Source organism: Mucilaginibacter hurinus (assembly GCF_003324525.1).
In the GTDB taxonomy this organism is placed as follows: domain Bacteria; phylum Bacteroidota; class Bacteroidia; order Sphingobacteriales; family Sphingobacteriaceae; genus Mucilaginibacter; species Mucilaginibacter hurinus.
On sequence record NZ_QGDC01000003.1, the window covers coordinates 36,014 to 52,216 of the forward strand.

General features: G+C 42.5%; 9 protein-coding genes. 5 read left to right on the forward strand and 4 right to left on the reverse strand.

Translation table 11 applies throughout. The annotated features are described in order from the left end of the window. Positions 1-58: 58 nt before the first annotated feature. On the reverse strand, positions 59-2,938 hold the full coding sequence (locus DJ568_RS05935) for a triple tyrosine motif-containing protein (RefSeq protein ID WP_114004348.1): 2,880 nt from the start codon (positions 2,936-2,938) through the stop codon (positions 59-61). Between the two features lie 415 nt (positions 2,939-3,353). On the opposite strand from DJ568_RS05935, the gene DJ568_RS05940 reads away from it, so the two are divergent. After that, complete coding sequence (locus tag DJ568_RS05940) at positions 3,354-7,658, forward strand: hybrid sensor histidine kinase/response regulator (protein WP_114004349.1); 4,305 nt, start codon at positions 3,354-3,356, stop codon at positions 7,656-7,658. 59 nt (positions 7,659-7,717) lie between these two features. Here DJ568_RS05940 and DJ568_RS05945 read toward each other — a convergent pair whose 3' ends face one another. Together DJ568_RS05945 and DJ568_RS05950 are read right to left on the reverse strand one after the other, a co-directional pair. Beyond that, a complete protein-coding gene (locus DJ568_RS05945) occupies positions 7,718-8,143 on the reverse strand; it encodes an SRPBCC family protein (RefSeq protein WP_114004350.1) in 426 nt (141 codons plus the stop codon). Between the two features lie 113 nt (positions 8,144-8,256). Beyond that, positions 8,257-9,216 carry a hypothetical protein gene (locus DJ568_RS05950; protein ID WP_114004351.1) on the reverse strand — a complete coding sequence of 320 codons (960 nt, stop codon included), beginning with the start codon at positions 9,214-9,216 and terminating at the stop codon, positions 8,257-8,259. A gap of 96 nt (positions 9,217-9,312) precedes the next feature. Here DJ568_RS05950 and DJ568_RS05955 point away from each other — a divergent pair, with 96 nt between their 5' ends. Next, positions 9,313-10,017, forward strand: coding sequence for an SMUG2 DNA glycosylase family protein (locus DJ568_RS05955; protein WP_114004352.1), 705 nt, complete (start codon positions 9,313-9,315; stop codon positions 10,015-10,017). A gap of 86 nt (positions 10,018-10,103) precedes the next feature. Here the strand turns inward: DJ568_RS05955 and DJ568_RS05960 are convergent, their stop codons facing one another. Further along, on the reverse strand, positions 10,104-11,159 hold the full coding sequence (locus tag DJ568_RS05960; protein ID WP_114004353.1) for a hypothetical protein: 1,056 nt from the start codon (positions 11,157-11,159) through the stop codon (positions 10,104-10,106). 282 nt (positions 11,160-11,441) lie between these two features. Between DJ568_RS05960 and DJ568_RS05965 the strand changes: the two genes are divergently transcribed. The 3 genes from DJ568_RS05965 to ccoN all read left to right on the forward strand — a co-directional run bounded on the left by DJ568_RS05965 (position 11,442) and on the right by ccoN (position 16,201). Then, positions 11,442-13,829, forward strand: a complete 2,388-nt coding sequence (locus DJ568_RS05965; RefSeq protein ID WP_114004354.1) for a heavy metal translocating P-type ATPase — start codon at positions 11,442-11,444, stop codon at positions 13,827-13,829. Continuing rightward, positions 13,826-13,987, forward strand: a complete 162-nt coding sequence (ccoS, locus tag DJ568_RS05970; RefSeq protein WP_114004355.1) for a cbb3-type cytochrome oxidase assembly protein CcoS — start codon at positions 13,826-13,828, stop codon at positions 13,985-13,987. Before DJ568_RS05965 ends, ccoS begins: the two co-directional genes overlap by 4 nt. Positions 13,988-14,074: 87 nt before the next feature. Further along, positions 14,075-16,201, forward strand: coding sequence for a cytochrome-c oxidase, cbb3-type subunit I (gene ccoN, locus DJ568_RS05975; RefSeq protein WP_114004356.1), 2,127 nt, complete (start codon positions 14,075-14,077; stop codon positions 16,199-16,201). The last annotated feature ends 2 nt before the right edge of the window (positions 16,202-16,203 follow it).

Genomic DNA, 16,203 nt, shown 5'->3' on the forward strand with positions numbered 1-16,203 from the left:
AAATATACGCCAGGTAATAAAACCAGTAAATCGGTTTATGAGAGGTAATGATGTAGTGTTAAAGCTCCATGAGAAACTCTACGAGATTTTTATCGTGCTCTAAATTTAGCTTTTTACGGAGCCGGTATCGTCTAATTTCAATACCACGTAATGTGATGTTCAATAACGATGCCATTTCTTTGCTATTCATATTCATACGCAGATAGGCGCATAATTTTAAGTCATTCGGTACGAGGTCGGGATGTTTAGCTTTTAACTTTTTAAAGAAGTTTTCGTGTGTTTCGTTAAAGCTATTTTCAAATAATATCCAATCACGTTCATCGTTCATCCCCTCATCTATCACCTTTTGTATTTTACGCAGCTGCTCCGGCGCGAGCTTTTTGCCGTTCGAATCCTTTAATTCAGCTATTTCATCATGTATCCGTTGCAGCAACTCATTTTTATAAACAATATTCATGGCCGAGTTAGCTAGCTCACGCCCTTTCCTATCAAGGTCAGCCTGCAATTGTTCGTTTTGTATTTTAGCGAGACGTTGCTGTTGTACGATAGATTCACGTTTTAAAAACTCATCCTTTTCGTGCTGTAGCTTTTCGCGTAAACGTACCTGGTGTTTGGCCAGCTTATATTTATAATAGCGTTTTATTGCATAGTATAGAAGTATAGCCACAACCACATACACCACAAATGCCAGTTTAGTAAGATACCAAGGTGCCAGTACGGTGAAATTTAACGTAGTAATGGCCGAAACCTGGTTGTTTACCCTGGCGCGCACCATAAACCTGTACTCGCCATGACTAAGGTTGGTAAATTCTTTTTGCACATAAGGTGTCCATTCAGACCATTGCTTGGAGTAACCTTTTAGCTGATACTGGTACTCTACTTTTGCCTGCCTGTAATATGGCAAAGTAAAATTAATGCGTATACTATTTTGGCTGTAAGGTATTTGTATGTCATTAAGGTTACTAACTACGCGTATCCTGTCGGCAAATTTCTCAAACTTTCTAATCAGCACCGCAGGCAGGTCCTGTTTGCCGGTGCCAGAAACATTACTGTCGTTATAAATAGCAAAGCCGTCGTCAATACTTATCAGGTAAATATCATTGTTAATCCGGCTGATATTTTCGTAATACTTTACCATCCGGCCATTAAGAATACTGAATTTAGTTGAATCGATATCTAACCTGCCCGATACTGAAAAGTCTGCCAAAGCAACCCTGCCGCGTTCAATAAACCAGTACTTATTTCGGCCGGCAGGTATTATTTTATTGGACGATGCAAATGATCCCAGCATTTTGTTCAGGTGATCATATTTAAAAAACCTGTCGGCAATATCATCATAAATGTAAAACCCGGCTTTGCTCGAAAAAACAATACGGTCATTCAGTTTAAAAACATTAATGTTATAACTGCCAGGCAAGCCGCTTTTTTCATCATAATATTTTAAAGCTGTTTGCTTGCGCCCATCATTGCTAAGGGTTATTTTATAGATGCCACGGTAGGCGTGACTTACCCAAATGCTCCCTTTACCATCAGGTTCAATATAGCGCGATGGAACGAAGTTTTTTACTTCATACCCCAACATCCAATTTCCCTGGGGATTTTTATTGTAGAAAGCGAAGCCTGTGTAAGTACCCTGTATGAGCCAGTTACTATTGAATTGCTTTAGTATCCATCCGCCGCTAACCGACGATATCTTAGTAATACCGTCATCATTGATCTGAAAGGTACCATCGTTATGGCCACACAGCAATTTACCGTCAAACAATGACAACTCCCATACCTGACCTTGTGTGCCCGGTATCAATTTAAAATCAAAGGACTGGAATGATTGCTTGCTACCAGCAGGTGCCCACTCGCTGTAGAACAATCCCTGATTGGTACCCAGGTAAATTTTATTGTTATGAATGATGCTGGAGTATACCGTACCAAACTTACCCGCTTTATCAAAATAAAAATACAGGGGGGATATAACCTCTATCCGATCGATGCCATTGTCAAGTCCGGCCCACAAGTTCTGCCGATCATCCAGGTACAGACTTAGCACGGTATTATTTTGCATCCCGCTGGATTTATTGAGATGCTGTATTATGTTTCCGCCAGCATCAATAATAACAATACCGTTTAAAATGGTTCCGAAGGCGAAGTAGTTACCCGGAATTTTTACGCCATTGTTAAGTTGATAACGTTTCAGAAAATCGTCGGCCGGGGTTTTCCAGGGCACAATAGTCTTACCGTCATATAAATATAATCCGTTTTTCGAGGTGGCCAGCAGATACCTTGTCTTGTCGAAAGGAAGTATGGACAGCACCCCTGTTTGCAACACCCGGCTGCCGGGAATAAGTACAAGCTTATTACTATCCGTTAACTCATACAGACCTTCATTTAGCTTTTCAATCAAAAACCTGTCACCCACTTTAAATAAAAACAAGTAGGGTGCCTGGTCTCTTATCCCCTGTATTTTACCGTCTTTGTAGATATATATCATCCCAAATGACTGAAAAATTATGCGGTCTTTATCGATGTATATTTTCCAAACCTCCTCGTTCAGACGAAATTCATTTGGTATTAGTTTCACCAATGATGTGTAAGTGAATATGCCCTTTTTATTGGTTGTCCAATACCCTATTTCGCCGAAGGCACCTGTGTATACCTTACCATGCCCATCGGCTGCTACGGCACGCACTATCAAATCATTAGGGAGTTTATATAGCTGCCAGTCCCGCCCGTCAAATGACAGCAAGCCATCTGAGTTGGCAAAATACATCATGCCATTGGTATCTTTGGTTTCGGCCCAGTTTTGATTACCAGCCTGGTATACGCTTTTCACATAGTTTTGCACGTAGGGCACACCTATGCTCCGTATGTTTGCTGCGCCTGCAAACATCGGAACAAGAAAGATAGCCAGTAAATAACAGTATGACCTGAAAAAAGCGGGCATATATTGTTTAATTGGTTGATGAAGCTTTCAGCAAGCGTAAGTTATTGGCTTAATATGTTTCAAAAGTATATATTTTAAACTTATTATCGTGATTTGCCGAAATACACGTCCGCTTGCACGTTAAAACCATGTTGCCATGTGCAGTGCTCATAGTTAGTGGTGGCGACGATAAAACTGTAGACGCTAAAACAACGCTATCTCTACCCAAAAATATTATTCAGAAATATAATAGTTTACTATAAATAAATCTTAATATAATTCCTGCGTTTCTACTGTTATGTCGCTGCTGAAATTTATATTTGGGGGATAATCTTTGTGTCCGGTCCTTCCGTATAACAACCAATTTAGCCGGAATCGATTTCTGTTGTGTTTGCCTCAACGCGTAACTGCTACAGGGGAGCCTTATTAAATAAGTATGAAAAATTTATACCGGTATATTATTTTCATTCTCGTTCAACTTATTCCATCGATTACTTATTCGCAAAAATTACAATTGCGTTTTGAACATATTGGCGTTAAGCAGGGACTTTCGCAGGCTACTGTTACCTGTATCCGCCAGGACAGCAAAGGGTTTATATGGATAGGCACGTTTAACGGCCTTAATCGGTATGACGGATATAACTTTAAAATATTCAGGCATGTTGCTAAGGATACGGGCAGCATAGCGCATAATGCTATAAAGGACATTATTGAAGATAGCAAAGGTAACATATGGGTAGCGACACTTGGTGGCGGCATTTCAAAGTTTGATAGAAAAACCAACCGCTTTAAAAACTTTGTTCACCATCAAAACCGCAACAGTATCACCAGCAACCATATTAACAATATTGTTGAACATAACGGGCAGTTGTGGATAGGCACACGGGAAAACGGATTGGACCGGATGGATATTAAGACCGAAAAAATAACACATCTTCCTCAAATTCAAAACGATACCACCACACTTAGTGATAAATATGTTACAACTGTTTATAAAGACAGCAAACAAAATATTTGGGTAGGTACGTATTTAGGCGGGCTTAACCTTTACAACCACAAAACAGGGAAATTTACGCGGTTCCAAAAATTCGGCAACAAAAAAAACATCATTTCATCCAGCACAATAAACAGTGTTTTTGAGGATAGCAAGCACCGTATTTGGGTAGGTACCTCAAATGGGTTAAACCTGTTTGTTAAAAAAGACAGTAGTTTCAGGCATTTTTTTAATAACCCAAAAGACAATACATCGCTGCCACACAACACCATTTTTGCCATTGGTGAGGATAATGATAACAATTTGTGGCTCTCGCTGGAAAACAGCGGCATTGCACTGATGAATACTAAAAATCAAACTTTTAGTAGTTACCGGCATGATTTGATTGACAACTTAGGATTAAGCGGCGATACTTTTTACGCCATCACCCGTGATAAAACAGGCAACATGTGGTTAGGCGGTTATTTAAGCGGAATTAACCTGCACAAGCCTATCACTCAAAAATTTAATCATCAGCGGCACACCTCAGCTAATAGCCTTGCAAGCAGTATGGTTACCGCTATCCGTGAAGATTCGGACGGAAACCTCTGGCTGGGTACCGATGGCGGCGGCTTAAATTATTACGACCGCAAAAAAGGCCAATACAGCGTTTATACCCCAAAAGACAAAAATGCCGATCCGGGTAAAATCATTAACTCGTTACATATCGACGATAAAAATAATTTATGGATAGGCACCTACTTAAAAGGTGTTACCGTATTAAACCTGAACACAAAAAAAGCCCGGTCATTTAAAATGGATGGTGCCGATCCGGCAGCTTTAAGTAATAATATTATATATGCTATTGCGCAAACAACTGACCGAAAAATATGGATAAGCACATTTGGCCAGGGGTTAGACCAGTATGACGAGTTAACCGGAAAGTTTAAACACAACAGGCATAATAAGGCCGACCAGCACAGCATTAGCAGCAACAACATAGTTTCATTATTGGCCGATAAGCAAGGGAATCTGTGGGTGGGCACGGCAGATGCCGGGGTTAACCTGCTGAAGGCTGGCACTAATAAATTTATACGGTACGTACATACCGCTGGTGATAATACCTTAAGCGACAATGAGGCGGCCAGCATGTGCGAAGACTATTTGGGTAATATTTGGATATGTACCGGCACGGGTTTAAACAGGTTAAATCCTAAAACAGGGAAAATCACCGTTTTTACCACCGAGAATGGCTTGCCCAGCAACTATGTGCGCGCGATAGCGGAAGACAATGAACGGCGGCTGTGGATTACATCAGACAAAGGTTTATCTTGTTACGACCCTGTGAAAGGCACATTTATAAATTTTACTGTGGATGACGGCTTGCAGGAAGATGAATTTAAAGGTAATTCCATTTTTAAGAATGAGAGAGGAACATTGTATGCCGGCGGCACCAACGGCCTTAATATAATTCAACCTAACCAGCTGTTAAGGCAAAGCCATCATCCTCCTTTGGTATTAACCAACTTTCAGATATTTAATAAAACCGTTAATATTTCCGGTTATGGCGGAGAGCCGTCGCCGTTGAAATATGATATATCTGAAACCCGCAGCATCACTTTAAATTACGACCAATCGTTTATATCACTGGAATATGCTGCGCTTGATTACGCCTCTCCCCAGAAAAAATCCTATGCATATATCATGGACGGATTTGACAAAGGGTGGAATTATGTGGGTAATAAAAATACCGCCAACTACACTAAGCTACCCCCGGGCAATTACATTTTTAAGGTAAAAAGTAAAAACAACCTTGGGCAATGGTCACCTAACGTTTTGCGGGTAAACATTAAGGTTATACCACCATTTTGGTTAACGTGGTGGTTTAAAACCCTGGCGTTTATAACGGTTGCCGGCGCTATTTATGGTATATATTTATACAGGGTTAGCGCTATAAAAAAACAAAAGAAAGTACTTGAAGAACAGGTGATAGAGCGAACTGCCGAAGTAGTCAAACAATCAGAGCAATTACAGGATATTAATAGTGAATTGCAGGCTCAGGCCGAAGAAATGCAGGCCCAGTCAGAGGAACTGCTTAGCCAGTCAGAAGAACTGCACCACCGTACACGCGAATTGGAAAAGCTGAACCAAGCGCTGCAAAAGCAAAAACAACAAGAGCAGCATACACGTGAAGAAGCAGAAAAGGCAAACCAGGCTAAAAGTGTTTTTCTGGCTACCATGAGTCACGAGATACGCACACCTATGAATGGGGTGATTGGCATGTCGTCATTGCTGGCAGAAACTAAACTGGACGACGAACAAAAAGAATATAACGATACTATACGGGTTTGCGGCGAAAACCTGATTAGTGTAATTAACGATATCCTTGACTTCTCAAAAATAGAATCAGGTTCTATCAATATTGAGAATGAAATCTTTGACCTGAGGCAATGTATAGAAGATGTTATGGACGTTTTTATGCAAAAGGTTGCCGAAAAAGGATTGGAACTGATTTACGAGATAAACCAGGATGTTCCGGGGCATATTTTAGGCGACTGCCACCGCTTGAGGCAGGTACTCATCAACTTTATTAGTAATGCTGTTAAATTTACGCAACATGGCGAAATTTTTTTAAGCGTATCGGTTATTACAAAAAACAACGATGACGTACATCTTGGTTTTACTGTTAAAGATACCGGCATAGGTATAGCAAAAGATAAGATGGACACTTTGTTCAAAGCATTTTCGCAAGTTGATTCATCTATTACACGCAAATTTGGTGGCACCGGGCTGGGGTTAGCTATTAGCGAGCGACTTATTAAACTGATGGGGGGAGATATACATGTAGAAAGCGAACTCAACCAGGGCTCGTCCTTTAGCTTTAGCATCAGGGCGGGTATAGGCAAAGCGGCTACTCCTGCTGATAGTAAAGACCTGAGCATTTTAAGCGGAAGGCGGGTACTGATTGTTGATGATAATTTAACCAGCCTGGGTGTAATAAAACGGCAATTGGAAACGTGGAGTATTACAGGTGTGCCTGTTGCCTCGGCAGCAACAGCTTTAAAGGTATTAAACGGCCCTAATGCCGAGGCGTTTGACGTTGTTATAACTGACATGCTAATGCCGGGCACCGATGGTATAGAGTTGGCAACCGCAATTAAAAATAGTAAAAACCCTGTGCCGGTAATATTGCTTAGCTCTATTGGTTACGAAAACAAAAGAAAGCACACAGAACTTTTTTCTTCCATCCTTGTAAAACCAGCCCGCTTGCAATACCTTGAAAAAAGCTTGCAATCAGCACTGCTTTCCAATCAAGATACCAACGCTGCTCCGGATCTTAAACCTGCCCTTACATTGCCGGAAAAATTTTCCGAACAATACCCTTTGAAAATACTTATAGCCGAAGACAACGTAATTAACCAAAAACTGATAGAACGGATAATGAATAAGCTGGGCTACAAACCTACAGTAGTTGGTAATGGCCTGGACGCGCTAAAAATAGTTAACCAGGAGTTTTTTGATGTGATTTTGATGGACGTGCAAATGCCTGAAATGGATGGACTTGAAACCACTATAAGGATTCGTAAAACGCCGGGTTTGCAGCCCTACATTATAGCCATGACGGCCAACGCGCTTGAAAGCGATACTGTAGAATGCTATAAGGCTGGCATGGATAACTATATTGCCAAGCCGTTCAACCTTGAAAAGCTTTTAAACACCCTTATCAAGGCGGACGCCGTTGTAAAAAAGAGGGGGCCGAAAGGTTAGAGGTAGGCTTATAGCTTTAGTATTTAGGATTCCAGCAGATTTTTTCACCGAAGCATTTTTTAGTTCTCCCCGGTATATTTTTTAAAACTGTTTAATATTGCCTGCCAGCCGGCCTGTTGCATTTCCAAAGAGTTCGATTGCTCAGCGTCAAAGGTTTCTGTAACGTGGGTGAAGTCTCCTTCAGAAGTAAAAGTTATTTGCACCTTACGGCCGTCGCTCATAGTATAAGCTATCCTTTTATACTGCTCTACATCAGTATACTCTCCGCCGAAATCAAAGCTGAAACTGCCGTCCTTTGCTGCCATAGTGGTGAAAAATTTCCCGCCGATACGCAGGTCGTTCTCTGCCGCAGGTGCTTGCCAGTCATCAGAGGCCTGACACCACTGCGTAATGTGCTCTGGGGCGTTCCAATAATCCCAAACTTTGGTAATTGGAGCATTTACCGTTGTTTCTACAGTTAGCAGTGTATTGTTTGCTGTTTCCATATAATGGTTATAGTTGATTTACAATACAAACATACCAAGCTCACCATTATGTAGTATAGGGCAAAACCGACAATTTACGGGTGTACTTACGACTGTATCAGCCCATTCACGCATCATTTCTGTGGCACGCCTTTTATATTTACGGTTATCCTACTGGCATGGGGCATGCCCAATGTGCTACCGGGTTTAACATGTAGGTATTTTGCAAGATAGCCCTCCATAATCAATGTTGAATTTTTTATATAAGACGCTTCCATATCCTTGTCGTCTAAAAAACTAACCAACGGTTTGCCATAATGCATTTTGCCGGTTTGGTCAACTATTATAGTAAAGGTGTAAAAGAAATTACGGGAGGTATTGTTGATGGTAATATCATAAACAGGATCAAAATAATCAGCTGATACGTTGAAGTTGTTAGCCAAAAAATCGGGTACTGATTTTCTTTGAGCAACTTGTATAAGCGTAGTTGCGCTTACAAATTCAACCGGATTGCGGGCAGCAAAAGTACTATCATGGTTTTTGGTAGCTTTATCAACCAACGATTTTATAAACAAACTGTCCTTTCGAGTGGGTCGCTGCAATATCTCTGGCGTGGTGTGCAATACATTTTTAATATAGTTATCGGCATATAGGGTCATATAAACATCTTCACCCCTGGTGTCTAATTCATTATTTTTTGCGCTAAGCAACTGGAATACCAGGCTATCCTTACTTATCTTTTTCATTTTAAGCCATGCCCGGGCCGTGTTGAACACTGAATCGTAACCACGGGACAATAAGAAATTAAGATACCGCTTTTTGTCAGGACTATAAATGCTCACTGAGTCGTCCGACAAAAAACGCATGCGCCATTGCGGCTCCTGCTGGAAACCATATTTATCAAAAGATAATCCATTAGCCGAGCGCCGGTGAACCTCGGTAAAATAAATACCATTTACCTCTTTAAAAGAAACAAACTCATGTAAATAGGTTTTTTGGGGCTGGTTGCAGGCTGAATAAAACAGCCCGATTAAGAAAATAAAAAATATCCGAAACAGGTTCACCCGTTTAAGAAGGTTAAGATGCAACTCCATTATAGCAAAGTTAACAGATTTTTAGATGATGCTGAGTACGCTGATAAGCTCGAATGGTATCACTTGTCAAATACAATGTTTCGTTAACTTAGCAGCATGACCTTTGCGGAAAAAATAAACCGGTTTAACCAGCACCTAACGTATTCCGGGCCGGCATTGCCGCAAGGTATACGCATCATGAATCCGTTTAAGGAATCGGACCAGGCTCCGGTGATTGCCGGGGCCTTTTATAATAAATATTACAATGATGCCGGATCAAGGCATCTTATCCTGGGTATTAATCCTGGCAGGTTCGGCGCGGGTTTAACAGGTATACCTTTTACCGATCCCAAACGGCTAATGTCGGAATGTGGCATAAGTTATACCGGCAAAGTTACCCACGAACCTTCGTCGGTTTTTGTATATGAGGTTATCAAAGCTTTCGGCGGACCGCAGCCTTTCTATAAAAAATTTCATATTAATTCATTGTCGCCCTTGGGATTTACCAGTATTGATGATAAAGGCCGCGAGAAGAATTATAACTACTACGACAGTAAATTGCTGCAAGATACCGTAACCAGCTTCATTATTGACAATATATATAAGCAAATTGCCCTGGAAGTTGAAACCGATGTATGCTTTTGTTTTGGCACAGGCAAAAACGAAACATTTTTGAGGCGTCTTAATGATAAGTATAACTTTTTTAAGAAGATTGTAGCTTTAGAACATCCAAGGTTTATCATGCAATACAAATCAGCATATAAGCAGTTTTATATAGATAAATACATAGCTGCTTTCAGCGTCGTAGATAATTTGCTGTAACAGATGAAGAGTGGTATAATGAGTTAAATAAAAAAAACAGGGCCACCCTTCACAAAGAGGCCCTGCCGTAAGGTTTAGGCAAAAATTTACTTTCGACCATTTAAAAATTCCGCAGTATGAAAGTCGATAAACTTTTTTGCTGCGGCATACACGCCATCGGCGTATTTTTTTCCGTCAACCTCCACTACTTTGGTCGCTTCGTTCGAACGGTCTTCGGTATTAAAGTACTTGCCGTAAACGGTTTTTACCCCCACCATATCAGTTTTTCCACGTGCAAAGCTGGTTACTTTGGTATCCTCTATCACACCACCTATAGTTAATGGTTTGCCTAAAATGCCGGTGTACATGCTGGTAGCCCCCATGCCCATTTTTCCGTGCGCGAAAGTAACAGCGCTGCTGATTGCGGTAACGCTGTTTTGCCCTTTAAATCTTATGGCCGATTTATGATCAGACATCATAATGGCTTCCTGATCGGCAATGCGAAGGTTTGTAGTAATTTTAACTTTGGCGCCGTCGCCCTGGAAAGTATTTTTATCCTCAACGAACATTACGTAGATATTCACATCCGCAATAATCGCATTGTCAAGCTGCTTTGACAGCTTTGGGTATAGCATACCGGCGTTGCCTAAAAAACCTCCACTTTTAGTTTTGCCCGATTCGTCAACTTTTTTCACATAGTGTTCATAGCCGGTTGGTACCGTGGTTACCGTGCCCGGAAACTGCGCATAGTTTAATGTGCCGCCCTGTAGCTTTACATAGTCCTGGTAAGTTTCTATTCTACCCGCTTCATCAGCGCTAACCAGCGTTAAGCCTGCAGCCTTTATCTGATCTACAAAATCCTGGTAAAGCTTATCGGTAACCTGTTGTATGTCCGCGTCGGTAAGTCCTGCAAGGCCTATTGATGCCTCGGCATGGGCGTCGCCCTTTTGCCCGCCACCTAACTGGTACCCGCCCTGCTTAAACTTTTGCCGCTCGTTGTAAATCTGGTAGCTAACAGAGAAATTTGAAATGTAAAGGCGTGTAGCATTCTTTGTTTTACCAATGCCATAACTGGTGTCTTTAGGCTTAAACTCGCCGAGGGTTTGTGCCTGGATGCTTACTGACCATACAGCAAGCAATGCCATACTTAGTAGTTTTTTCATTGTTTAATAAGTGTTTTAGTTTGTAATAGGCTTACTTTCAGATTATTGATAAACAAAATCTGCCTAAAACTAACAGCAAACACACGCCCTTCCTATCCCCCCGTTTACGGATATTTATCTACGTGGTAGCACGGATAAGCGCGCTCACGTCACTTAAAACACAACGTCACTCCGATCCGCTGTTGGTTTTCAAAAAAAGTGACGGGCATCATATATTATCGAAATCAGCGTCATTTTACAGGCCACTTGTATAGCAGATTTTTGTGCGGTTAAACTTTTTATATGACACCGGCAACGCTAACTAAAGCCACCTGCTATCACTGTGGCGACGAGTATACAGGTACCACCTACGAATTTGAAGAAAAGCATTTTTGCTGCGTTGGCTGCAGGGGTGTGTACCAGGTACTATCACAAAGCGGTTTGTGCAATTATTATAATTTCAACGAGCATCCCGGTGCTAATCGCGCCCGTTTAGATAAAAGGTTTGAGTACCTGGACGAGCCCTCCATCATTAGCGAACTTGTAGACTATACCGACGTAGATATAACCATAGCCACGTTTTACCTGCCGCATATACATTGCAGCTCATGCATCTGGCTATTGGAACAATTAAACAGGATAAACCCTGCGATATACTATAGCCGCATTGATTTTTTAAAGAAACAGGTAAACATTCGTTTTGCTAACCATGAAATAAACCTGCGCCAAGTTGTTGAATTACTTTATGACATTGGTTATGAACCACTCATAAGCCTTCATGATGTTGTAAAAAAACAGACGACCGGCCAAAAGGACAACCTTGTGAAAAGGATTGCTGTGGCGGGCTTTTGTTTTGGCAATGTGATGTTATTCAGTTTTCCTGAATACCTGGGTTTATCTGCAAACGAAAGCAATTTTAAAGATGTGTTTGGTTGGCTTAACATCCTGTTTTCAATACCCGTAGTTTTTTACAGCGGAGCTGAATACTTTACTTCGGCTTTTGCCAACCTGCGTAATAAGATATTAAATATTGATTTCCCGTTAGCGTTAGGTATTGCTGTTTTATTCATACGCACAGTTGCCGAAATAGTAACCCGCACCGGTGCAGGCTTTGCCGATACACTGTGTGGCCTGGTGTTCTTTCTGCTTGTAGGCAAATTTGTTCAACGTAAAACTTATTATCACATTTCATTTGAGCGCGACTACCGGTCATTTTTCCCGGTAGCCGTACAGGTAATTGAAAATGATGCCGAAAAACCCGTTCCGCTATCAAATATCCAAATCGGGCAGCGTATACGCATCCGCCACAACGAGATTATACCGGCCGACTCAATTTTGCTGAAAGGCAATGCACGCATTGATTTTAGTTTTGTTACAGGTGAATCAATCCCCGTTGACAAAGTATTGGGCGAAGTGGTTTATGCCGGCGGACGGCAAACCGGCGAAGCGATAGAACTTGAGGTGGTTAAACCGGTATCCCAAAGCTACCTTACACAGTTATGGAACAACGAGGCTTTTACACGCGTGCAAAATAACCGCATGCGCACTTTTAACGATACCGTTAGCAAGCATTTTACCATCGTATTGCTTATCATCTCATTCGCATCACTACTGTATTGGCTCCCGGGCGACTGGCAACGCGGGATTTCGGCATTTACGGCTGTATTGATTGTGGCTTGCCCATGTGCGTTAGCCTTAAGTACGCCTTTTACTATGTCGGCGGCATTAAGCGTATTTGACCGCAACCGCTTTTACCTTAAAAACACCGCTGTAGTTGAACAATTGGCACGTATAAATACCTTGGTATTTGATAAAACCGGCACCATAACAGTTGGCGGCAGCAACGGCATTGCCATACATGCCGGGCTTAATGATTTTCAAAAGAGTATTGTATATACGGTTTGCAGTAACTCAGGCCACCCTTTAAGCAGACAAATATGCGATTACCTGGGCAAACAGCCACGGCTTGAACTCTCCGACTATTTTGAGTCGGCAGGTAAGGGCATTTCTGCGGAAGTACACGGACACATCATTTGTATAGGGAGTAGCGCATTTGTTAAGATTAGTGATGAGCACGTAAAAGGTACATCGGCGGTGCACATATCTATAGACGGAACTTACTTGGGTTATTTCAGTTTTAAGCACAACTATCGCGACGGGTTACACAACATCATTTCACCCGGTAACGGTTATGAGGTTTACCTTTTATCAGGCGATGACGACCATGAGCGTGCAGAACTGCGGCCCTACTTTAAGGATGATGCCCGTATGTTATTTAAAAAAACGCCACAGCAAAAAATGGACATTGTGAATTTATTGCAATCAAACGGCAACAAAGTGATGATGCTGGGAGATGGCCTTAACGATTCCGGCGCATTACGGCAAAGTGACCTTGGCGTTGCTGTAACTGATAATGTAAATAATTTCTCTCCCGGCAGCGACGCCATACTGGACGGAAGGTCTTTTAGTAAACTACCTGCGTTTTTACGCTTTTCAAAAGACACGGTTAACATCATACACTTGTCTTTCCTTATATCGCTTACCTACAATATTATCGGGTTAAGCTACGCTGTAACCGGGCTGCTATCCCCGCTTACAGCAGCCATATTGATGCCGTTAAGTACCGCTACCATTATATCATTCACCAGCATAGCTACACACATAGCTGCTAAAAAAAGACGTTTATTATGAGCATCATTTATTTTTTAATAGGGTGCAGCATTTTGTTGGCCCTTGTCTTCCTGGGCGCTTTTTTCTGGGCTCAGCGCAACGGCCAGCATGATGATCTGTACACGCCGTCGGTACGGATATTACTGGACGAAGACCAAACCGATCAAACCAAAAAGTGACGTATGTCACGCTTTTGCTTAACCTGCGTCACGGCGTCTCTCTGACACCCTTGATAATTTTACACCAATATAAAAACGACACGATTTATGCAGTCCGAAAAATTTTACTACGATAATAAAATAGTACGCGATTTTGGTATAGCAACCGTAATATGGGGTATCATCGGCATGACGGTGGGCCTTTTGGTAGCCATACAACTCTTCTCGCCAGCGGCTAACCTTGATAACCAGTATACCACCTACGGACGGATAAGGCCGCTGCACACTAACGCCGTTATATTTGCTTTTGTAGGGAACGCCATTTTTATGGGTGTTTACTATTCATTGCAGCGCCTGCTTAAGGCCCGTATGTTTAGCGATACGCTAAGCAAGATACACTTTTGGGGCTGGCAGCTTATTATCCTATCAGCCGTTATTACCTTACCGCTGGGGCTTACCACATCGCATGAATATGCCGAACTTGAGTGGCCAATAGATATAGCCATCACGCTGATATGGGTAGTTTTTGGCATTAACATGTTTGGCACTATTTTTAAACGCCGCGAGCGGCATTTATACGTTGCCATATGGTTTTACATCGCTACGTTTGTTACTATAGCAGTGCTGCATATTGTTAACTCATTTCAGTTACCCATCTCTGCCTTTAAAAGCTATTACCTGTATGCCGGCGTTCAGGACGCGCTTGTACAGTGGTGGTATGGCCACAATGCCGTGGCCTTCTTTCTTACCACCCCGTACTTGGGCATGATGTATTACTTTTTGCCCAAGATGGCTAACAGGCCCATATATTCATATAAACTAAGCATACTGCATTTTTGGGCGCTGATATTCATCTATATATGGGCCGGTCCGCACCACCTGCTATATACCACCCTGCCGGGCTGGGCGCAATCATTGGGCGTGGCATTCTCCATTATGCTGATCGCACCAAGCTGGGGCGGTATGATCAACGGATTGCTAACGCTGCGCGGCGCATGGGATAAGGTGCGCGATGATGTGGTGTTAAAGTTTATGGTGGTAGCGCTTACAGCTTACGGCATGGCCACTTTTGAAGGCCCGCTGCTATCATTAAAACAAGTGAATGCCATCGGGCACTTTACCGATTGGATAGTTGCCCACGTGCACGTTGGCGCGTTAGGCTGGAATGGCTTTTTAACCTTCGCCGTGCTGTACTGGTTAATTCCGCGTATCTATAAAACCGGCCTGTACTCTACAAAGCTGGCTTCTTTTCATTTTTGGATAGGCACACTGGGCATACTGTTTTACGCGGTGCCAATGTACTGGGCCGGTTTTACTCAGGGCCTTATGCTAAAGGAATTTACACCTGAAGGAATGCTTAAATACCCCAACTTCCTGGAGAGTACACTGCGGATTATCCCAATGTACATGATGCGGTCAATAGGCGGAGCTATGTACCTGGTAGGGGTTATCGTGATGGCTTATAACCTGCTGCGTACCATGAAACAGGGTAAACTGATAAGTGACGAGGCAGCCGAAGCAATGCCTTTGGTACCGGTGAATACCGAAGATCACACGCAAGAGAAATGGCACCGCCGACTTGAGCGCCGCCCCATACCTATGCTGGTACTTTCACTTATAGTTATACTGATAGGCAGTGTAATTGAAATTATGCCTACACTAACCATATCGTCAAATATACCAACCATTGCCAGTGTTAAACCTTACACGCCGTTAGAGTTGCAAGGCCGTGATATATATATCCGCGAAGGCTGTGTGAACTGCCATTCGCAAACTGTCCGGCCTTTTCGTTCAGAAACAGAAAGGTACGGCGAGTACAGCAAAGCCGGCGAATTTGTTTACGACCATCCATTCTTGTGGGGTTCAAAACGCACCGGTCCGGACCTGGCACGCCAGGGCGGCAAATACGGCAACTCGTGGCAGTATAATCACCTGATGGACCCACGCCTGATGTCGCCGGGCAGCATAATGCCTGCTTATGACTGGTTGATAGAGCAGGATTTAGACACTACGACCACCGCCGCTAAAATAAATGCTATGCGCAGCCTTGGCGTACCGTATGCGGCAGGATATGAAAAAATTGCCAACAGCGACCTGAACAAGCAGGCGACAGAGATTGCGGACAACCTTGCCAAGGACAAAATAAAGGTGGCGAGTAACAAAGAGATCATAGCCATTATAGCTTACCTGCAACGCCTGGGTACCGATATAAAAGCAAATAAAACTGACAACTAACA